This is a genomic window from Kangiella spongicola (assembly GCF_003194565.2).
GTDB lineage: Bacteria > Pseudomonadota > Gammaproteobacteria > Enterobacterales > Kangiellaceae > Kangiella > Kangiella spongicola.
This window is the reverse complement of sequence record NZ_QICH01000002.1, coordinates 316,022-335,013: the sequence shown is the minus strand read 5'-3', so window position 1 is coordinate 335,013 and position 18,992 is coordinate 316,022. Positions and strand designations below refer to the sequence as shown.

25 protein-coding genes are annotated in these 18,992 nt (G+C 42.6%); 8 read left to right on the top strand and 17 right to left on the bottom strand.

Annotation, left to right across the window (positions count from 1 at the left end):
* Position 1 precedes the first annotated feature (1 nt).
* From dapE to DL796_RS07140, 11 genes are all read right to left on the bottom strand, one after another.
* Positions 2–1,141 (bottom strand): succinyl-diaminopimelate desuccinylase, encoded by a 1,140-nt coding sequence (gene dapE / locus DL796_RS07190; RefSeq protein ID WP_110201032.1) that lies wholly within the window; start codon positions 1,139–1,141, stop codon positions 2–4.
* Between the two features lie 8 nt (positions 1,142–1,149).
* Complete coding sequence (locus DL796_RS07185) at positions 1,150–1,494, bottom strand: arsenate reductase (protein ID WP_110201031.1); 345 nt, start codon at positions 1,492–1,494, stop codon at positions 1,150–1,152.
* A gap of 36 nt (positions 1,495–1,530) precedes the next feature.
* Entirely contained in the window at positions 1,531–2,355 is an 825-nt protein-coding gene (gene dapD / locus DL796_RS07180) for a 2,3,4,5-tetrahydropyridine-2,6-dicarboxylate N-succinyltransferase (RefSeq protein ID WP_110201030.1), read from the bottom strand.
* 23 nt (positions 2,356–2,378) lie between these two features.
* On the bottom strand, positions 2,379–5,030 hold the full coding sequence (gene glnD / locus DL796_RS07175) for a [protein-PII] uridylyltransferase (protein ID WP_110201029.1): 2,652 nt from the start codon (positions 5,028–5,030) through the stop codon (positions 2,379–2,381).
* A gap of 14 nt (positions 5,031–5,044) precedes the next feature.
* Positions 5,045–5,878: a type I methionyl aminopeptidase gene (gene map, locus DL796_RS07170; protein ID WP_110201028.1), complete on the bottom strand. Its 834-nt coding sequence runs from the start codon at positions 5,876–5,878 to the stop codon at positions 5,045–5,047.
* 179 nt (positions 5,879–6,057) lie between these two features.
* On the bottom strand, positions 6,058–6,252 hold the full coding sequence (locus DL796_RS07165) for a hypothetical protein (protein ID WP_110201027.1): 195 nt from the start codon (positions 6,250–6,252) through the stop codon (positions 6,058–6,060).
* Positions 6,253–6,338: 86 nt separating this feature from the next.
* Entirely contained in the window at positions 6,339–6,758 is a 420-nt protein-coding gene (locus tag DL796_RS07160) for a VOC family protein (protein ID WP_110201026.1), read from the bottom strand.
* A gap of 29 nt (positions 6,759–6,787) precedes the next feature.
* Positions 6,788–7,090 (bottom strand): hypothetical protein, encoded by a 303-nt coding sequence (locus DL796_RS07155; protein ID WP_110201025.1) that lies wholly within the window; start codon positions 7,088–7,090, stop codon positions 6,788–6,790.
* Between the two features lie 94 nt (positions 7,091–7,184).
* Entirely contained in the window at positions 7,185–7,523 is a 339-nt protein-coding gene (locus DL796_RS07150) for a zinc ribbon domain-containing protein YjdM (RefSeq protein ID WP_110201024.1), read from the bottom strand.
* Between the two features lie 65 nt (positions 7,524–7,588).
* Positions 7,589–7,795 carry a DUF3565 domain-containing protein gene (locus tag DL796_RS07145; RefSeq protein WP_110201023.1) on the bottom strand — a complete coding sequence of 69 codons (207 nt, stop codon included), beginning with the start codon at positions 7,793–7,795 and terminating at the stop codon, positions 7,589–7,591.
* A gap of 64 nt (positions 7,796–7,859) precedes the next feature.
* Positions 7,860–8,492 carry a toxin-antitoxin system YwqK family antitoxin gene (locus tag DL796_RS07140; protein ID WP_110201022.1) on the bottom strand — a complete coding sequence of 211 codons (633 nt, stop codon included), beginning with the start codon at positions 8,490–8,492 and terminating at the stop codon, positions 7,860–7,862.
* A gap of 117 nt (positions 8,493–8,609) precedes the next feature.
* On the opposite strand from DL796_RS07140, the gene DL796_RS07135 reads away from it, so the two are divergent.
* Entirely contained in the window at positions 8,610–9,245 is a 636-nt protein-coding gene (locus tag DL796_RS07135; RefSeq protein ID WP_110201021.1) for a glutathione S-transferase family protein, read from the top strand.
* Between the two features lie 484 nt (positions 9,246–9,729).
* Here the strand turns inward: DL796_RS07135 and DL796_RS07130 are convergent, their stop codons facing one another.
* Both DL796_RS07130 and DL796_RS07125 read right to left on the bottom strand, forming a co-directional pair.
* A complete protein-coding gene (locus DL796_RS07130) occupies positions 9,730–10,077 on the bottom strand; it encodes a Fis family transcriptional regulator (protein ID WP_110201019.1) in 348 nt (115 codons plus the stop codon).
* A gap of 178 nt (positions 10,078–10,255) precedes the next feature.
* Positions 10,256–10,465, bottom strand: a complete 210-nt coding sequence (locus DL796_RS07125; protein ID WP_110201018.1) for a cold-shock protein — start codon at positions 10,463–10,465, stop codon at positions 10,256–10,258.
* Between the two features lie 325 nt (positions 10,466–10,790).
* On the opposite strand from DL796_RS07125, the gene DL796_RS07120 reads away from it, so the two are divergent.
* Complete coding sequence (locus DL796_RS07120) at positions 10,791–11,666, top strand: DUF5694 domain-containing protein (protein ID WP_196597973.1); 876 nt, start codon at positions 10,791–10,793, stop codon at positions 11,664–11,666.
* A 122-nt stretch (positions 11,667–11,788) separates the two neighbouring features.
* On the opposite strand, the gene DL796_RS07115 is transcribed toward DL796_RS07120, so the two are convergent.
* The 4 genes from DL796_RS07115 to DL796_RS07100 form a co-directional block, all read right to left on the bottom strand.
* On the bottom strand, positions 11,789–12,007 hold the full coding sequence (locus tag DL796_RS07115) for a helix-turn-helix transcriptional regulator (protein ID WP_110201017.1): 219 nt from the start codon (positions 12,005–12,007) through the stop codon (positions 11,789–11,791).
* A complete protein-coding gene (locus tag DL796_RS07110) occupies positions 12,007–12,489 on the bottom strand; it encodes a hypothetical protein (RefSeq protein ID WP_146205080.1) in 483 nt (160 codons plus the stop codon). Before DL796_RS07110 ends, DL796_RS07115 begins: the two co-directional genes overlap by 1 nt.
* 183 nt (positions 12,490–12,672) lie before the next feature.
* Positions 12,673–12,927 (bottom strand): hypothetical protein, encoded by a 255-nt coding sequence (locus tag DL796_RS07105; RefSeq protein WP_110201015.1) that lies wholly within the window; start codon positions 12,925–12,927, stop codon positions 12,673–12,675.
* 24 nt (positions 12,928–12,951) lie between these two features.
* Complete coding sequence (locus DL796_RS07100) at positions 12,952–13,344, bottom strand: hypothetical protein (protein ID WP_110201014.1); 393 nt, start codon at positions 13,342–13,344, stop codon at positions 12,952–12,954.
* Between the two features lie 633 nt (positions 13,345–13,977).
* On the opposite strand from DL796_RS07100, the gene rpsB reads away from it, so the two are divergent.
* The 6 genes from rpsB to DL796_RS07070 all read left to right on the top strand — a co-directional run bounded on the left by rpsB (position 13,978) and on the right by DL796_RS07070 (position 18,988).
* Positions 13,978–14,712: a 30S ribosomal protein S2 gene (gene rpsB, locus DL796_RS07095; RefSeq protein ID WP_110201013.1), complete on the top strand. Its 735-nt coding sequence runs from the start codon at positions 13,978–13,980 to the stop codon at positions 14,710–14,712.
* Positions 14,713–14,940: 228 nt separating this feature from the next.
* Positions 14,941–15,807, top strand: coding sequence for a translation elongation factor Ts (gene tsf, locus DL796_RS07090; protein ID WP_110201012.1), 867 nt, complete (start codon positions 14,941–14,943; stop codon positions 15,805–15,807).
* 42 nt (positions 15,808–15,849) lie between these two features.
* Positions 15,850–16,566, top strand: coding sequence for a UMP kinase (pyrH, locus tag DL796_RS07085; protein ID WP_110201011.1), 717 nt, complete (start codon positions 15,850–15,852; stop codon positions 16,564–16,566).
* A gap of 89 nt (positions 16,567–16,655) precedes the next feature.
* Positions 16,656–17,213, top strand: a complete 558-nt coding sequence (gene frr, locus DL796_RS07080) for a ribosome recycling factor (RefSeq protein WP_110201010.1) — start codon at positions 16,656–16,658, stop codon at positions 17,211–17,213.
* Between the two features lie 122 nt (positions 17,214–17,335).
* Positions 17,336–18,100 carry an isoprenyl transferase gene (locus DL796_RS07075; protein ID WP_110201009.1) on the top strand — a complete coding sequence of 255 codons (765 nt, stop codon included), beginning with the start codon at positions 17,336–17,338 and terminating at the stop codon, positions 18,098–18,100.
* A gap of 9 nt (positions 18,101–18,109) precedes the next feature.
* Positions 18,110–18,988, top strand: a complete 879-nt coding sequence (locus DL796_RS07070) for a phosphatidate cytidylyltransferase (RefSeq protein ID WP_110201008.1) — start codon at positions 18,110–18,112, stop codon at positions 18,986–18,988.
* Positions 18,989–18,992 lie beyond the last annotated feature (4 nt).

The following is an 18,992-nucleotide window of genomic DNA, read 5'->3' as shown; positions in this document are numbered from 1 at the left end:
ATCACTCTTTAGCTAAAAGGTGTTTTAAAACACTGTAATAAACATCCACTAAGGTTTTGAGTTCGTCGATTTTGACGCATTCGTTAATCTTATGAATCGTTTTGTTCACAGGACCAATCTCAACCACTTCGGCGCCAGTTTTTGCGATGAAACGTCCATCGGAAGTTCCGCCACTGGTTAGTGCTTCAGCTTCAATATTACAGTTTTCACGTACCGCATTCTTTGCGGCAGTAAGCAATTCGCCTTCAGGCGTCAGAAATGGCTCGCCGTTTAACTTCCAGTCCAACTGATAGTCTAAGTCGAAGCTGTCCAGGATATCAGTGACTCGCTTTTTTAAGCCATCCGCAGTGGACTCTGTGGAGTAGCGGAAATTGAACTCAACATATTTTTCACCAGGGATAACATTGGTCGCTGTACCAGCATTCTCGATCGCTATCTGAAAACTGGTTGGTGGGAAAAATTCATTTCCATCATCCCAATGTTCTTCTGCCAGAGCATTTAGAGCTTTATAAGACTTATGTATGGCGTTATCCGCTAAATGCGGGTAGGCGACATGACCTTGAGTACCGAGAATCTTTAAAAATCCGGTTAGCGAGCCACGACGCCCGTTTTTGATAACGTCGCCAAGTACAGCAGTGCTGGAAGGTTCACCAACCACGCTGTAATCGAAGCGTTGGTTACGTTTCATTAATTCTTCGACCACGCGTACTGTACCGTTGATAAAAGGGCCTTCTTCATCACTAGTAATTAGGTATGCAATCGAGCCCTTATGATCCGGGTAGTCAGTGACAAAGCGTTCTGTGGCCGCGACCATAGCTGCTAGGCTACCTTTCATATCAGCGGCGCCACGACCGTAAAGATAACCATCTTTTATCGTCGCTTCAAAAGGCGGCGTATGCCAATCATCTAAATTGCCTGCAGGAACTACGTCGGTATGACCTGCAAACACAAAAACTGGTTCTTCCGTTGCGCCTTGGCGAATGGCCCAAAAGTTTTGAGTGTCTTCAAAGTCCATGATTTCGTGTTCAAAACCTTGCTCATCGAGCAGGTCTATCATCAGCTTTTGACAACCGGCATCATGCGGCGTCACCGATTCACGGTTAATCAGGTTTTTGGCTAACTCAATAACATCGATAGTCATAATCTGCCTTAGCTAAAAATATCTTGGTATTGTTCAGGCTTGAAACTCAAATGAACTTCATCGCCTTTGACTAGTACTGGTCTTTTAATCAAAGTCACTTTGCTTTGCATTAAGTCGATAGCCGAGTCACGATCAATATTATCTTTCACTGACTGTTCAAGTGGACGCCAAGCGGTACTACGCTTGTTAAGCAACTTTTCCCAACCAATTGCTTTGTCCCAGCTTTCTAAAGTCGAACGTTCCAACGGGTTCTTGCGATAGTCGATGAACTCATGCTCGATGTCTTTAGCTTCTAACCATTTCACTGCTTTTCTCACTGTATCGCAGTTTGGAATGCCGTAAATCTTTACCATAACTAATACCTAAACCTTTTAACTAATGCTTTAAACTTAATCTTTGCCTAAACGTAATAATTCGTTAACGCTAGTTTTAGCGCGAGTTTTCGCATCAACTTGCTTAACGATAACAGCACAATTTAAGTTATATTTACCGCACTCCGAAGGTAAGCTACCAGGAACCACAACCGAGCCGGCTGGAACTCTACCGTAAGTCACTTCATCAGTTAGTCGATTATAAATCTTAGTACTTTGGCCAATGAATACGCCCATTGATAAAACAGCACCTTCTTCAACAATAACGCCTTCGACTACTTCAGAGCGTGCGCCAATAAAGCAGTTGTCTTCAATAATAGTTGGGCCAGCTTGTAATGGCTCTAAAACACCTCCAATACCGGCGCCACCTGATAAATGTACGTTTTTTCCGATCTGCGCACAGGAGCCAACGGTTGCCCAAGTGTCGACCATGGTGCCTTCATCAATGTAGGCTCCAATATTGGTGTAGCTTGGCATCAGTACCACATTGCTAGCAATGTAGGAGCCGTGACGCGCGATGGCGTGTGGCACAACACGTGTCCCACCAGCTTTGAATTGCTCTTCGCTCATACCTTGGTACTTCATTGGCACTTTGTCATAAAATTGTGCCAATTCTGTATCGATGACTTTGTTTTCATTTAAGCGGAACGATAAAAGAACTGCTTTTTTTAACCACTGATTAACGATCCAGTCGCCATCTTTTTTCTCAGCAACTCGCGCTTGGCCTGAGTCGAGTAGGTTTAATGCTTCTGTAACAGCCTCTTTAATGTCCGCCGGTGCTGAGCTTGGAGAAAGCGAATCGCGGTTTTCAAAAGCTTGTTCGATAGTATTTTGCAAAGACATAACGGTTCCTATAAATATGTAGATTAAGCGTTAATCGCTTGCTCTAGATGTTGCTTAATTTGTTGAATCTTGGTTTCATCAGTAATCGGCTGGTTGTTGCCATCACTGATGGTAAAAGTATCCTCGACACGTTCGCCAAGGGTTACAATTTTTGCCGAGTGCACCTCGATATCACAATCTCTGAATGCTTGCCCGATATTAGCCAAGAGGGCGGGGCGGTCGAGCGCTGTGATTTCAAGAGTGGTAAATGCTTTGTTCGGGTCATTAAATATCTCGATTCGAGTTTTGACCGTAAAGTATTTCAGTTTTGATGGTATGGCACGACTAATCGACAAGTCTAAGCCTTTCATATTGGATAAGCCATCAATTAAGTTGTCTTGGATTTCTTGGATACGCTGCTCGTAAGATAAAGGGTAGCCTTGTTCATCCAATACAATAAAAGTATCGAGACATAAGCCTTTCGGCGAGGTAAATAAAGTTGCCGCTTGGATGTTCAAATGATTCTGACTCAATAGTGCCGTTATAGACGCGAACAAATCTGGCTGATCTTCTATCGCGATAAAAACCTCAGTGCCCGCTTGTGATCGGTGATTCTTTATGGCGACATAAGGCAGTTCAGGTTGTGATAACAACTGCTCAGTTTGCCAAATAATTTGTTCAGGATGATAGCGTAATAGGTAATCATTACCCAGCTCAACAAGTAGCTCCCTAACAGGCTCTACAGACTCACCTGACTTAGTAAACTGCTCGATGACTTGTTGACGTGTGTCTTCAAGCATTTCACTTTGGTTCGCGCGGGGAGTGGACTGTGTTAAATAATGCTTAGTCGCTAAAAACAGCTCTTTAAGTAGCGACTCTTTCCACGAATTCCACAAGGTCGGGTTGGTCGCTCGGATATCAGAAACCGTCAGCACATAAAGTAATTCTAAGTGCAAAATCGAGGGCACGCGACTGGCGAAACGCTCGATAACGTCAGGGTCGCTAATATCTTTGCGCTGTGCTACAAGCGACATGATTAGGTGATTTTTCACTAACCAAGCAACAAGCTCTGAAATATGATTCTCGAGACCAATAGACTTACAATATTCTAAAGCATCGACGGCGCCGAGCTCCGAGTGATCACCGCCACGACCTTTACCGATATCGTGGAAGATAGCGGCGAGGTACAAAGGCGTTGGGTCAACTAAAGTTTTCATGATTTTTCGGCAAAGCGGAAACTCATGCTGAAACTCAGGCTTGTTGTAGCGAATGATGTAACGCAAAAGGAATAGGGTATGCTCGTCCACGGTGTAAGCGTGGAATAAATCGAACTGCATCTGACCTTCAATCTGCGCGAATTTTGGAATCATAGCGCCAAGAATATTGGTACGCTTCATTAGCGTAAAGCCACGACTGGTCATCTGCTTAGTTGCTAAAAACTCTTTGAAATAGCTAATGTTTATTGGATCACGGCGATAGCTTTTGTTGACCATCTGTTGGCTAGAACGAATTTTCCGCATGGTCTTGGCTTCGATCTGAATAATTTCAGGGTTCAGTGCTATGTGGCGGAAGATTTTAATTAACGCATGAGGCTTGTGTAGAAATAAATCAGGATCTTTTATACCGATTCTTTGGTTATGCAGATAAAAGTCTTCGTCTAAATCTATAAAATTAGCGTTTTGCCCAAGTTGCAAATACTCTTGCTCAAAAATCTGTAGGAACAGCTCATTGAGGTTACGAATAATCATGACCGCACGATAATAACGCTGCATCAAATGCTCTACGGCTAACTTGTTATCGTGATCCTCAAAGCCCATCCACTCAGCGACTTTCTTCTGGTGTTCAAACAATAAGCGATCTTCACGTTTATTGCTTAAAACGTGCAGCGCGAAACGTACACGATGCAGGAATTGTTGCCCATTCAATAAGCTACGATACTCGCGTCGGGTAAAAATGCCGTATTTAATCAAATCATGCAAACTACTGCTTTTAAAGTGTTTTAAAGTAATCCACTGGATCACTTGCAAGTCACGCAGTCCGCCCGGATTGGATTTAATATTCGGCTCTAAATTAAAGGAAGTTTCTTTGAATTTAACGTGGCGAGTGATTTGCTCGTTAAGCTTGGCTTTGAAAAAGCTTTCGGATGGCCAAAACTCAGGCTTCTTAATTCTTTCATCTAATTCTTTGAGCAGTAAACGATCGCCACACAAGTAGCGCGACTCAATGAGGTTAGTGGCGACCGATATATCTTCTAACGCTAGCTCTTCGCAGTGCTCTATGGTTCGAACACTGTGGCCAACTTCCAGCCCAATGTCCCACAAAAAAGCTAACCAAGCTTCGAGTTCGGGCTGTCTTCCCTTGGCATCATCAGACTCGCTTAATAATACTAAGATATCGATGTCAGAATAGGGTTGTAACTCTTCACGGCCATAACCACCAACGGCGATTAAAGCCGCATTGCTGTTGACGGAAAACTGCGACCAGCTAGTGATTAAAATATGGTCCATTAAGGCGCTGCGGGCGCGCAACAGCTGAATAATACTGGTGCCTTTTTGGAACTGTTTGGTCAGTGCGTCTAAGCCTGCTTGAAGATAGCCTTTATAGACTTTAAGGCGTTCAATGCCCTCAGCCGATTGGCTCTTTTTGAGTAAATCGGCTGCTTTCGGGAGGTAATTAAATTTATCTGGACTTGCCACTTACAGAAGCCCGCTTAGAAGGGTTCTTCTTGACGGCGGGTGAGTACCTCAACGCCAGTCGAAGTGACTAATAATGTATGTTCCCATTGAGCGGACAAAGAGCGATCTTTTGTTAATACTGTCCAGCCGTCTTTTTTGTTATGTTTAACGTGACGCTTACCAACGTTCACCATGGGCTCGATGGTAAATGTCATACCTTCCTGCAATTCGACACCTGTGCCAGGGCGGCCGTAGTGAGTGACCTGTGGCTCTTCGTGGAACTTAGCGCCAATACCGTGGCCACAATATTCTTTAACGATAGAGTATCCTTTACCTTCAGCATAACGCTGGATGGCATAGCCGATATCACCTAAACGTGCGCCAGGTTTTACCATATCAATCGCAAGGTAAAGGCTTTCTTGAGTAACTTGGATAAGCTTTTTGGCTTGTGGCGTCGGCTCGCCGACAACAAACATTTTACTGGTGTCGCCGTGATAACCGTCTTTAATCACAGTTACGTCTAAGTTAAAAATGTCGCCATTGCGTAAAGGCTTTTTGTTAGGAATACCATGGCACACAACGTCGTTAACCGAAGTACAAATTGACTTAGTAAAACCACCGCCAACTAAAGGCTGAGTCGGATTACCGTCTTCGTCGAGTGGAACTGGATAGGGAGAGCCACCATAGTACAAAGTAGCTGGGTAGCCGCCTTGCTTGTGCACGATATGGTCGTGGCAAATTTGATTCAGTTCTTCGGTGGTGACACCTTTTTTGACGTGCTCACCAATCATCTCTAGAACTTCCGCAGCCAAACGGCCTGCGACGCGCATCTTTTCAATTTCTTCAGGAGTCTTTAGCTGAATGCCCATACAATGTCCAATAGATACCTTTTGTTGTGCCTAGCCCTCGTTTAATGGCTAGCAAATAGTCATCTATTCTAACGAATTGTATGCGACAAGGGAAACCTGATAGCTTTTAAACTAGGCTTTGATAGTAGGGCTAAATATTTGAGCAAAACCGGTGGTTTATTGAGCAAAGTGGGTGAGTACTATTTTGCCCGTGACTTACGCTTTTTGATTTCTTGGGCTATTCCTGCGACTGCTCCCGCGCCTACACCAATTGCCATTCCTAGCATCATATTGTTGAGTGCGACTCCTAGTGCTGTGCCAATACCAACACCGATGGCAATAAAAGCACCGATATAGGTAGTTCCATGATTTCCTTCTGGCTGTTTGTTCTTCATAAACTCTTTGGTTGATGGCTAAAGCACTATAATAAACACAGCTTCTGCAAAATCAAATGAAAATAATTTCCATAAAGGTGTCGGGGTTACGACTTAAACAAGTCATCCATATTGTTAAAGCCTTTAAATTCAAGGGCATTACCAGAAGGGTCGTTAAAGAACATGGTTGCCTGTTCACCGGGCTTTCCTTCAAATCGAATATAAGGCTCTATCAAAAATTCCACGTGATGTTTGTTTAAATGTTCCGCTAAAGAGCGCCACTGTTGCATATCGAGCACAACGCCAAAGTGTGGAATAGGCACGCCATGCCCGTCCACCTTTGAAGTACTGGCTGATTTTGGCTGCATTGATTCATCCAAATGGACGACCAGTTGGTGGCCGTAGCAGTCGTAATCAATCCAGTGGTCGCTAGAGCGCCCCTCGTTGAATCCTAATAACTCACCATAAAATTGGCGCGCCAGTTTTAGGTCATGAACTGGAATAGCTAAATGAAAAGGTTGGGGCATCTCTGTTCGCCTTATTTTGTGTTTTATAGTTACAGTGAGGGTTTAACTTCTACCTTTACACCGTCATCTAAAATAGTGTCATCACGCTCATGATGAGGGTGTCGCTCTAGAGTTGGCTCGCAATATTTAGCAGCGTTAGGCTTTCTCTCGCCAGAAGTGGCTGGGTCATGGTACATACGACACCACTGCAAACTGCCTTTAATCGGCTCCGCTTCCTCTTTGGCTGTTCGCTCGGAATCGCTGGAGCAGCCGATTAAACCTAATGTTAGTAAACCACTAAAAATCAAGTAAAACGGTTTTGTAGCTTTAGACTTCATAGTTCTTGGTTTCATCGCTCTCTACCTCACCTTTTTCAGTTAGGACCTTACTAAATCCTAACAGAAAGCCGGTAGTGATTTATGTTAGAGCTAAGGAAGTAGCGGGATTTTAAACCTTTTTTACAAACTCTGATTTAAGCTTCATGGCGCCAATACCAGGAATTTTGCAATCAATATCGTGGTCGCCATCGACCAGTCGAATATTCTTTACTTTGGTGCCGACTTTAACCACTTGTGAAGAACCTTTGATTTTTAAATCCTTGATAACCGTAATGGTATCGCCGTCTTGAAGCAGGTTGCCATTAGAGTCTTTGATTGATAAGTCGCCTTCAGAATCTCCAGCAGAATCTTTTGACCACTCATGACCGCATTCAGGGCAAACCAGCATTGCTTGATCTTCGTAGGTATAACTGGAGTCACATTGAGGACAATTAGGAAGTTCGTTCATTGCATAACCTTATTGTAATGTTTTGCTGATCTTAACTGGTGGCGAGAGGAAAGTGTAGCTAAAGGCTAAAGTTTATCTTTAGGTGCGCCGGAATCACACTTTCTGCAGTTCAATTCTTCGCCAAGCATCGAATCACGGCCTTGTTGGGTCACAACCCATGGGCGGTTAATAAAGGGTGGTTTGTGGCGCACATGTTGAAAATGACCACATTTTAATTCGGCTACCCAGTGGCCTTCTTCATCTTTATGGTAGCCGATTATAGATTGGTTCATAGCATTTTAGTGTATATTCGAAACTAGCTGTAGGTATAGCAATCCTTAAGGTTAAGCATTGTACCTAATGAAGCCACTGTGTTTTACCTATTTTCTTGCCATTAACATAGACTTTTTTAGCGATTAATTTACCCTTGTCATTGTATTGATAAGACTCCCCCTCACGTTTGCCTTGAACGTAAGTGGAAGTGAAGTTAGGTTGGCCGTTCGAATGATAAGTTATTTGTTTACCATGTTTCTTACCGTTAACATAAACACACTCCTCAAACAGTTTCCCTTTGTCTGTAAATTGCTGCCAGGGTCCCTCTAGCTTGTTATTTTTAAAGTACTTTTTAAATTTAACTTGGCCCTCACTATTGTAGGACTCAGCTGGCCCTTCTTTGACACCGTAATGATAAGTTACAAAGCCAGTGGTTTTGCCGTTACTTGATGACACTGAGTAGAAACGCCCGTGCTTTTTCCACTTACTACGACCATTTTCGATAATTTGAATATATAGGCCCTTTTTATATTTCGTGTTTTTAACTTTGTAGGTATCGCCTTGTTTGTCCGTGAACTGGGATTTATTTTTGAGGTTGGCGTAATGCTCAGGTTTGACTTTGGTGTAATCGAATGCTTTGTCAGCAGCGAACGCCGTAGAAGCATACCACACTGCACCAGAGAGTATGATTGTCATGATCGTTGTTCTAAGTTTCATAGCGGACCCACGTTGTGCGATTTTTAACCATAGTAGCCTGATATTAAAGCTATTGCTATTCCGTGGTGTATTCAGATAATCTGTACCAATTCATGAGCTTAATAAATGGAAAGGGTTATGCCGGTAACATCTTCAAAAGAGAGCACCTTAGTATTTTACACCAACCCACAATCCCGTGGGCAGATCGCGCGCTGGGCCTTGGAAGAGGCCGGAGCCGAGTACCGTCAAGAGATTCTAGAGTATGGTGCCCCTATGAAAACGGAGGAATTCCTTACGATTAACCCAATGGGCAAGGTGCCAGCGATTGTTCATAACGGCAAGGTGGTAACCGAGTGTGCTGCGATATGTGCCTATCTTGCTGATACCTTTCCTGAAAAGGGCTTGGCACCGAGCATAGATAATCGTGCTGAATATTATCGCTGGCTTTTCTTTAGTGCTGGCCCGTTAGAGGCTGCTATCGTTAACCGTTCTTTAGGTGTCGATGTTAAAGAAGAGCAGGAGCGAATGGTCGGGTATGGTAATTACAGCCAAGTGCTTGATGTTCTTTCGCAGCGATTGCTCAGCTCGTCTTACGTTGCTGGAGAGCAATTTACGGCTGCGGATATTTATGTTGGCTCACATGTTTTGTGGGGCTTACACTTCGGGAGCATGGAGATGCGCCCAGGTTTTGAAGAGTACGCCGCAAGAGTCAGCGAACGCCCTGCGTATAAAGTAGCGAAAGAGCTCGATGAGCAGTTAATTGGAAATAATTAAAATATATATAGCTAACCCGTCGGCGCTAGTTTATATGCTAGCACTCTGCGGGCTCGCTTTTTGTCAGTGCGGTAACGTAAATTAAATATAGGACAGATAAAGACAGCGGAATGGCGTGCCACCAAAGAGACAAGTAGGGCGAGTCTTTAATGTAAAGTGTGATTAGTATTATTACCGTCGCTAAGCAGGATAAAGGCAAAATAAATACTGAAGCGTTAAGAATCGCTAGCTTTAGTCCCTTAATCGCATGAGTGTTTACAGCGCCGGAAGCTGTGAAAATCACAAACATTACCTGAAACCCCGCAAACATAAACTGCAGAATACAACTAATTATCAAAAGGGTGAGCGACATAATCATTCCTTTGGAGATTCGATTTACCTTGCTAAAAGCCAGTCTAGTCTGCAAGGAGGCATAAGGGAAGCCTTTTGAAGCTTAGAGTCTAATTCAAACCGCTAAGGATAACTAGAGGGTAGAAGAGTTAGGTTACTGCGACAGAAAGCGTTTAGCCCAGTTACCGTTATGTTCGGCTTCGCAAGCTTCTTCAGTATCAAAATTAATCTGTTTAGAGCTATCTTTAACAGGTATATCTATGCTCCTGAGTTTATCGGTAATAAGAGAGCGTATAAAACTATCCTGATGTTCCTGTATGGCTTTCGATAAAGACTCCTTGGTATCAAAAATACACACAACTTCTAAAGATTGCGGAAAAGCGTCGTAATCAATAAAGTGAGTCAACCATTCGAAGCCCTCGATTGTTTCAGTGGCGATATGGCAGGCATCAGTCAGAGTTTTAACGATGAGCTTTTCAGTTTTTTTATCGGTTTTCTTCATAAGGAAACGTAGAGAGACTTTAAACCATTGATTAGAGGGTTGAGTATATTGCTTTTAGAACGCGATAACTAGCGTATCGGGGAGTTGCTAAGGGTATTTATTACTGTAAAGCACTTTTGTGCAGACATAAAAAAAGCAAGTCACGAGGACTTGCTTTTCGAATAAGGTTGGCTAGTAATTAAACAGCAACAATATTCTCAGCCTGTGGGCCTTTCTGACCGTCAGTTACTGTGAACTGAACTTGTTGGCCTTCTGCTAAAGTTTTGAAACCTGAGCTGCTGATTGCGCTGTAGTGTGCGAACACGTCAGGGCCATTCTCTTGCTCGATGAAACCAAAACCTTTAGATTCGTTGAACCACTTAACGGTTCCTGTAATTGTATTAGACATAATATTATCCTGTAATATTTAAATATAAAATTGCCTTCAAGAGGCTTGAATAGCTGGTAATGTAGACTGATATTTAGAAACTGCAGGACATGAATTAATACTAATTACAATGAAATGTAGGATGAAAATAGAGACTTCTTTCTAGCTGGCGACAAGAGTATAGGCTTTGTTTCCCCCTGTCTACTTTTATTTCATTTATTTTTTATGAGCCTTGGGACTACTTTTTCTGTTATCGCCTCTTCACTCTACTTGAAATTAATGATAAAAAAGGATAAAAGCTTTTAAATCAGTCGCTTAACAACGACAAAAACAACAAGGACGACCAATGCGAACACTTATTGTTATAGCAATAACACTTCTTATGCTTGGATGCAGTTATAAAGAAACTCAGCAAAATAGTTATGAAAAGAAGCCCATAGCTTCTAATGAACATAATAAAATACCCGTTTTAAACGTTGGTACTTTCCATTTTGGTTATACGCCTGACGCACATAGCACTGAGTTTGATGAAGAGTCTGAAACTTCAAAAAAGCAGGCGAGGGAAGTCGCGAAGCTGTTAGCGCAGTTCAAGCCTACCATTATCGTGGTAGAGAAGCTGCCCAAATACGATGATGAACTGAATCAAGCGTATCAAGAATACTTAAAGAACCCAGCAGAGCTAATCACCAAAGATGGTGAAATTAGCATGATAGCCTTTGAAGTCGGTAGGCTGAGCAATGTTGAAAAGCTGTATGGGATCGATAATCACATGGGCTACAACTACAGTGTCGGTGATTATATCGAGCGAACTCCTGAGCTAACCAACTCGATCGACCCCCATACCTACCTACAGATTACAAATGATCCTTATAGAGACCACCCGGAGATTGCAGAGCGCGAAAAACAGTTTAATCAGATGTCGCTACTTGAGAAGTTAAAGCTATTTAATGAACCAGCTCAAATGGATTACTCGATTAACACCAACGCCGATAAACTGTTGTATGTCGGAATCGACGACGGATTCGAAGGCGCTGATAATGCCGCCATCTTCTATCAACGCAATATGCGTATCTACTCCAACCTCAATCGCATCCCTATGACCAAAGACGACCGAGTCTTCATTCTCATGGGCCGAGCCCACACAGCGTTCCTAAGAGAATTTATTAAAAGAAGCCCCAAGTTTGAGATGGTTGATACTTTGAAGTACTTGGAAGAGTATTAGAAGGTCATGTTTACCCTTAAAAGCGATTCAGGTATGCGTAACCTATTTCTATAGGTTGGGTTAGCTGCTTGCGTAACCCAACAAGTCAATATTGTGTGTCGCACCCCAGCCGACGTTTATCATTAATGCTTTTCGATGTAAAAAATATCTTCAACCGTAAGCTCGAAAGCCTTTGCTAATTTTAGCGCCAAAAAAGCCGAAGGAATAAAAATCCGATTTTCAATGGTGTTAATCGTTTTTCGGGTAACTCCTACCAACTCTGCTAAATCAGCTTGCGTATAATTATGCTGAGCTCGCAACACTTTCAGATTGTTGGCAAAGTACTTTTGATCAGCTTGCACTATTCAGCTCCTTGATCATTTTTAAATTCTAAATATGAAAAGATTAGAATTGGGATAACAATAGCCAACACAGCTATGGCCCTTATAATCAATATCAGATCGAAATCCCAAAAGTCTGTCGCTGGGATCACCAACCAAATCATACCGAATAGAATGAAGTATCCCGCCATAAAGGCTTGTAGCTTATTTTTATGAGTTAACTCGTCATTTAGAGCTTGCAGAGCATTGGCTTTTTTTACCTTTTTACTAAAAACGTAGAAAAAATAACAAGCAATAACCCACAAAATTGAACCGAGTATGACTAACCCCGTAATTATATGGATAAAGCTACTTTCAGTATCTTTTACGATATCAGCCCCGATCCAAGAAAATTGCCATAGAGCAAATGCAAAAGCTGCAAAAATTAATATTTTAGCTCTTGATTGTACCAGTTTGTCTACCTTGTTGAGTTCCATAAAATATCCCTTATCTTTAATAATCAAGTGATGTAACCTACGGGTTACTTTAGTAACCCGTAGGTTACATGTCAAGTTGGTTGGACATTTAATTGTTTAATGGTTTTTACTACTTTGTGGATTGCTGTGGGTTTGATTAATGAATGGAACACAACTTTGAAGTATCGAGTTTTATCCTAAATGGGATTTCTAAAGTCACAAGATCGCTTGTTAATCATCTGCTACTCCACCGATGCTATCATTAGTTCCACCTCCAAAGTCGGTAGGCTCTTGTGAAGGATTATTCTCATTGAATAAAAAGAGGACTATACCAACTGAGGCAATGAAGGGTATGAGCCAAATTAAAATAATTTGGAATATTTTTTGATGCTTGTCAAAGTAATCGGTTTTTAATACACGATAACAGGCAATAATATTGAGTAGAACAGCTAATACAATCCCAAAAACTAAAAAGTAGTTACTCATTGATATGACTCGATTTGCGTTTGGTTATGAGGATATGGTCGGCTGCGAGTATGAAAGTATACTGACACAGTCATTAATACCTGCAATGAGATACTCTGTTAGGTTACTGCCGTCCACCGTCAATAGTGGAGCGGATTCTCTTGAGGCTTCCATAGCTAACCAACCCCCTTCCTTAACGATGTACATGTAGTAGTCACCATAGTTTTTTTCCCAAAACTCTAAAAGGTTTCCTTCATCAAGTACGCGAAAACCCCCAATAGAGTAAAAGTTTACATAAGTAGGTCGAGATTGATTTTTAAAGAGCAAAGCAATTCGGAGAGTCCACATGTCATAGTTTATTGATACAATCTCAGGAGCCCCCTGTTTATTTTCTCCACCCTTGACGCCAATGAGCTCAGGAATAGGCCAGTTATCCATAGTATTGTTTCTTATTTATTCGTTTTAAGTCTTTATTATCATAGGCTTCATATCACAAGATAATCTGAATCAGAAATCAAGTTATTATTAGTGGTACTTATTAAATGTTACAGGTTTGCTCAAATGACACCCTCTTTGAGTTAGCTGAGTAAAGAAAAGTTATAGCGTAATTTGGTAGGTGACCGCAGGGAATCCCCGTGGGGATATAGTCCAATTTAACTAAGACGAAACAAGGGTGTTTCGTCTTAGCGGCGCGTTGGTAACTCGCTGAAAGGCAAAATTGTTGAGCTAAATGGATAAAAGTCGCTGGATTCCGTGGTCAAGCCACGGAATGACAATTGGCAAGTTCTTAAGCCGGAATGACGGAGTCACTGCGGCTGAAAGACAAAAACAGCTAAATCACCCAAAATCATTGCCTCTCACCCTGAAAAATGGTATAAAGCGCGCCGTGGCTCGGAAGTGCGTTTAACAACTGTCAGTTCCATTGTCACAAAATACGATTATTTACTTAAAACACACGCAAATCGGCACATTTGCCGGGGTGCTCCGTCAGAGTTCTTATTAAAAAGATACTGGCTGGGGTCGGGAAATGGGATTTGCGGAGGCTTAACCCGAAATTCGGAGAATTTTATTATGTCAAAAGTTAGTATGCGTGACATGCTACAGGCGGGCGTGCACTTCGGTCACAAGACTCGTTTCTGGAACCCTAAAATGCGTCCATATATCTTTGGTGCGCGTAACAAGATCCACATCATCAACCTTGAAGAAACTGTACCTATGTTCAACGGCGCGTTGAATTACTTAGGTAAAGTTGCTGCGAACAAAGGCAAAATCCTTTTTGTTGGTACTAAGCGTGCTGCGGCCGATATCGTTAAAGAAGAAGCGACTCGTTGTGGTCAGTTCTTCGTCGATAAGCGTTGGTTAGGCGGTATGTTGACTAACTACAAAACGATTCGTGGTTCTATTAACCGTTTGAAAGACTTAGAAAAACAGTCTGAAGACGGTACTTTCGAGCGTTTGACGAAGAAAGAAGCTTTAATGCGTACTCGTGAAATGGAAAAGCTTGAAAAATCTATCGGCGGTATTAAGAACATGGGCGGTCTTCCAGACGTATTGTTCGTCATCGACGCTGATCACGAAAGCATTGCAATCGCAGAAGCTAACAAGATGGGTATTCCTGTTGTTGCTGTGGTTGATACAAACTCTAACCCGAAAGGCGTTGATTACATCATCCCAGGTAACGATGATGCGATCCGTGCGATTCGTTTATACTGTGGTGCAGTAGCGGACGCAGTGCTTGACGGTAAGCAAAGCAACACAGTTGCTGATCAAGGCGACGAGTTTGTAGAAGAGTCTGGCGACGAGTAATCGCTGACCCTTCTCGATTGAAAAGTTCGAGTGTTGAAAAAGGGGGCGAGGCCCCCTTTTTTGAAAGAGTTTTTCCAAAGAGGCTTCTGGAATAATTGACTCTTAAAAATCCTTTGTAATCAACAAGCTATATTAGCTTCACAAAGGCTTCAACACTGACGTTTAAACTATTCTATTTTAAGTATTCTGCTTGATATATAAGCAGAGGAAACTATCGGAGATACTATCATGGCAATTACTGCTGCATTAGTTAAAGAATTACGTGAGCGCACTGGCGCTGGCATGATGGAGTGTAAAAAAGCATTGATTGAAGCTGACGGTAACGTTGAGACTGCAATCGATAACATGCGTAAATCAGGTCAGGCGAAAGCTGCTAAGAAAGCTGGCCGTATCGCTGCTGAAGGTGTGATTTTAGCGAAGTCTGGCGACAACACTGGTGTTTTAGTTGAAGTTAACTCTGAAACTGACTTTGTTGCTCGTGACGATAGCTTCAAGAAATTCTCAAGCGAAGTTGTTGACGTTGCTCTAGTTAACGGCACTACTGACGTTGAAGCATTAAACGCTGCGTCTATGCCTTCTGGCGAGTCTGTAGAAGAAGCTCGTGCTAACTTAGTCGCGAAAATTGGCGAAAACATCACAGTACGTCGTGTTGCTAAAATTGACGGCGAAACACTTGGTGCTTACGTTCACGGCGGCCGTATCGGTGTTATCGTTTCTTTAGACGGTGGTAGCGAAGACTTGGCTAAAGACATCGCGATGCACGTTGCTGCTAGCAACCCTCAGTTCAACACGGCTGACGACGTTGCTCCAGAAGTTATCGAGAAAGAGAAAGAAATAATCAAAGCGCAACCTGATATGGAAGGCAAGCCTGAAAACATCGTTGAGAAAATGATGGTTGGTCGTATCAAGAAGTTCGTTGGTGAGATCACTCTTGAAGGTCAAAGCTTCGTTAAAGATCCTTCAACGACTGTTGGTCAGTTGCTGAAAGAAAACAATGCTAAAGTTATTTCTTACACTCGCTTTGAAGTAGGCGAAGGTATTGAAAAGAAAGAAGAAGACTTTGCATCTGAAGTTGCTGCTCAAATGAAGAAGTAATCTAAGTAACTACTTAGATGTAACATTTTAGAAGGAAACACTATGGCCGACTTAGCTTATAAGCGTATTTTGTTAAAATTGAGTGGTGAGGCTTTAATGGGGCGTGAGGCTTTCGGAATCGATCCTCAAGTTCTACAAAGAATCGCCGATGAAATTAAATCGTTATGTGAGCAAGGTGTTGAAGTCGGCGTGGTGATTGGCGGCGGTAATATTTACCGCGGCCAAAAATTATCAGAAGCTGGCATGAACCGTGTGACCGGTGATCACATGGGCATGCTGGCGACTGTGATGAATTCTCTCGCTTTGCAAGATGCTTTCGAGCGCATCGATCAGCCCGCTAAGGTGCTGTCTGCGATGCCTATCGATGGTGTTTGCCAAGGCTTTTCTCGTCGCGGCGCAATTAACGCTTTAGAAAAAGGGCGTGTTGTTATTTTTTGTGCAGGGACGGGCAATCCATTCTTTACCACTGATACAGCGGCTTGCCTTCGTGGCATTGAAATCGACGCTGAAGTAATTCTCAAAGCGACCAAAGTTGATGGCGTTTATTCGGCAGACCCTGCGAAAGACAAAAACGCTGTTAAATATGATCGTTTGAGCTATAAAGAAGCTTTAGATAAAGAATTGGCGGTTATGGACCTAACAGCATTCTGTTTAGCACGTGACCACAAGAAGAACATTCGTGTATTCGATATGACCCAAGCAGGAGCCTTAGAAAAGGCTGTGTTGGGCAAAGACGAAGGCACGCTGATTCACCCTTAAGGTGAGTAAACCTTTCGATTGAATCAATCAAGTATTAAGGCATAATAGCCAAATTAAGAATATAACAAGCAATTGTAGGAGATATCCCAGTGATTAATGACATTCAAAAAGATGCTGACCAACGTATGGATAAGACCATCGAGTCATTTAAGAGCGACCTATCTAAGGTTCGCACCGGTCGCGCACATCCTAGTTTGCTTGAGCACATCATGGTTCCATACTATGGTGCTGACACGCCAATCAGCCAAGTGGCGAGCATTAGCGTTCAAGAAGGTCGTACATTAGTGCTACAGGTTTTTGACAAGGGCGCTATTCAAGATACTGAGAAGGCTATCCTAAAGTCAGACTTAGGCTTGACGCCAAACGTTGCTGGCCAAGTTATTCGTATTACTTTACCACCGCTAAACGAAGAGCGTCGTAAAGAGCTTATCAAAGTGGTTCGTGGTGAAGCTGAAAATGCTAAAGTTGCGGTTCGTAATATTCGTCGTGACGCTAATAACTCATTGAAAGAGTTAGAAAAAGAGAAGGAAATCACAGAAGACGATTTACGTCGTTCTGAAGAGCAAATTCAGAAGCTTACAGACACAAAGGTTGCTCGTATTGACGAGTTGCTAGAAGAAAAAGAGACTGAGCTATTAGAAATCTAAATCTGATTATCTGTAGGCTTTGTTGAAAAGACTTCAGTACCTATAAACCTTAATATGGTATAAATATTGACATGGCGCCGTGAAACTTTTCACGGCGTTTTCGTTATAATAAAGATAAATAGATGAAAAGAGTTAGAGAGGATAGCTTGGATCAAAAAGCCCCCCCAGAAGAAGCTGCAAACAGTAAAGTCCCACAGCATATTGCTATTATCATGGATGGCAATGGTCGCTGGGCGCAGGCACGCGGCAAGAAGCGGGTTTTTGGCCATAAGGCAGGCATGGAGCGTGCGCGAGAAATGGCGGAGGTTTGCGGTGAGTTGGGTGTTAAGTATCTAACACTTTTTGCCTTTAGCAGTGAAAACTGGAATCGTCCTAAAGACGAGGTCAGTTTCTTGATGGAGCTGTTCGCGACTAGCCTTAAGAATGAATCAAAAAAGCTTCATAAAAATAACGTCAAGTTAATGGTTATCGGCGATAAAGACGGATTTGACCGTAGATTGCGCAAAGCGATTGAAAAAGCTGAGGCTTTGACTCAAGATAATGACGGGTTATACCTTCAAATTGCCGCTAATTATGGTGGTCGTTGGGATATCGTACAAGCCGCCCAGGCGTTGGCTGAACAAGGAGCCGAAATAACTGAGGAATCTTTGCAGTCAAAGTTGGTCACGGCTGACGGTGTGGACCCAGATTTATTGATTCGTACCGGTGGTGAGCAGCGAATTAGCAATTTTTTAATGTGGCAGGCAGCCTATGCCGAGCTGTATTTTAGTGACGCTTTATGGCCTGACTTTGATGGCAAAGCGTTAAAAGCAGCGATAGAAGACTTTAATCGTCGACAAAGACGGTTTGGAAAGACTGGCGAGCAAGTCGCTACAGCCAGTGATTAGGGGAATACTGTGTTAAAACAAAGAATTATAACTGCTGTACTACTATTACCACTTGTTGGGTGTTTATTATTTTTACCTGACTTACTCACTTTTTCAGCTATCCTAGTGGCTGTATTCGCTATTCTCGCGTGGGAATGGTCGCGCTTATTGGAAACGGGCAAGGTTGGCCAGTCAGTTTTTATTGTATTGTCACTGGCGGCAATTGGCGGTGTTTTTTATCAGCTTAATGAGCAAAGTTTCTTCAGTGATTCGGTGATGCCATCATTATGGTATGACGCCTATCCATTTAAACTACTGTTAGTTGCCCTGATGCTCTGGGTGGTCGCTTCGATTGTTGTGGTGCTTTATCCCAACGCCACTAAGTCTATGTTTAGAGGGCCTTGGTTACGTGGTTTGTTTGGAATCGTCATTCTGGCTTCTGCTTGGTTGGCTATCGTTATCATTCGTAGCTTGTTAATTAATCTAGACTATAACTTTGGCGCTTGGATGCTACTGTTAATGCTTGTGATTATTTGGGGCGCTGACGTTGGTGCTTACTTCGCAGGTAAAACGTTAGGTAAAACCAAGCTTGCACCCGTGGTGAGCCCAAACAAAACTTGGGAAGGGGCCATAGGCGGTTTAGTCCTAGCCATTATTGTCGGTTGTTTGGTGGCTTCTATATTGCCACTGGCACTAGACTGGCTCCAGTTTGTGGTGTTTATCGTGTTGATGGTGGTCTTGTCGGTTTTCGGTGATCTGTTTGAAAGTATGCTCAAACGCCAAGCTAAAATTAAAGATAGTAGTAATATCTTGCCTGGGCATGGTGGTTTACTCGATCGTTTAGACAGTACTTTATCTGTGGCACCATTTTTCGTCGCTGGCGTTTTATGGTTGGAATTACTGACGTAAGGTT

Coding starts and splice junctions, on each gene's coding strand:
- dapE (WP_110201032.1), bottom strand. CDS start 1,141: ATGACTATCGATGTTATTGAGTTAGCCAAAAACCTGATTAACCGTGAA.
- DL796_RS07185 (WP_110201031.1), bottom strand. CDS start 1,494: ATGGTAAAGATTTACGGCATTCCAAACTGCGATACAGTGAGAAAAGCA.
- dapD (WP_110201030.1), bottom strand. CDS start 2,355: ATGTCTTTGCAAAATACTATCGAACAAGCTTTTGAAAACCGCGATTCG.
- map (WP_110201028.1), bottom strand. CDS start 5,878: ATGGGCATTCAGCTAAAGACTCCTGAAGAAATTGAAAAGATGCGCGTC.
- DL796_RS07165 (WP_110201027.1), bottom strand. CDS start 6,252: ATGAAGAACAAACAGCCAGAAGGAAATCATGGAACTACCTATATCGGT.
- DL796_RS07160 (WP_110201026.1), bottom strand. CDS start 6,758: ATGCCCCAACCTTTTCATTTAGCTATTCCAGTTCATGACCTAAAACTG.
- DL796_RS07155 (WP_110201025.1), bottom strand. CDS start 7,090: ATGAAACCAAGAACTATGAAGTCTAAAGCTACAAAACCGTTTTACTTG.
- DL796_RS07150 (WP_110201024.1), bottom strand. CDS start 7,523: ATGAACGAACTTCCTAATTGTCCTCAATGTGACTCCAGTTATACCTAC.
- DL796_RS07145 (WP_110201023.1), bottom strand. CDS start 7,795: ATGAACCAATCTATAATCGGCTACCATAAAGATGAAGAAGGCCACTGG.
- DL796_RS07140 (WP_110201022.1), bottom strand. CDS start 8,492: ATGAAACTTAGAACAACGATCATGACAATCATACTCTCTGGTGCAGTG.
- DL796_RS07135 (WP_110201021.1), top strand. CDS start 8,610: ATGCCGGTAACATCTTCAAAAGAGAGCACCTTAGTATTTTACACCAAC.
- DL796_RS07130 (WP_110201019.1), bottom strand. CDS start 10,077: ATGAAGAAAACCGATAAAAAAACTGAAAAGCTCATCGTTAAAACTCTG.
- DL796_RS07125 (WP_110201018.1), bottom strand. CDS start 10,465: ATGTCTAATACAATTACAGGAACCGTTAAGTGGTTCAACGAATCTAAA.
- DL796_RS07120 (WP_196597973.1), top strand. CDS start 10,791: ATGCGAACACTTATTGTTATAGCAATAACACTTCTTATGCTTGGATGC.
- DL796_RS07105 (WP_110201015.1), bottom strand. CDS start 12,927: ATGAGTAACTACTTTTTAGTTTTTGGGATTGTATTAGCTGTTCTACTC.
- DL796_RS07100 (WP_110201014.1), bottom strand. CDS start 13,344: ATGGATAACTGGCCTATTCCTGAGCTCATTGGCGTCAAGGGTGGAGAA.
- rpsB (WP_110201013.1), top strand. CDS start 13,978: ATGTCAAAAGTTAGTATGCGTGACATGCTACAGGCGGGCGTGCACTTC.
- tsf (WP_110201012.1), top strand. CDS start 14,941: ATGGCAATTACTGCTGCATTAGTTAAAGAATTACGTGAGCGCACTGGC.
- pyrH (WP_110201011.1), top strand. CDS start 15,850: ATGGCCGACTTAGCTTATAAGCGTATTTTGTTAAAATTGAGTGGTGAG.
- DL796_RS07075 (WP_110201009.1), top strand. CDS start 17,336: ATGAAAAGAGTTAGAGAGGATAGCTTGGATCAAAAAGCCCCCCCAGAA.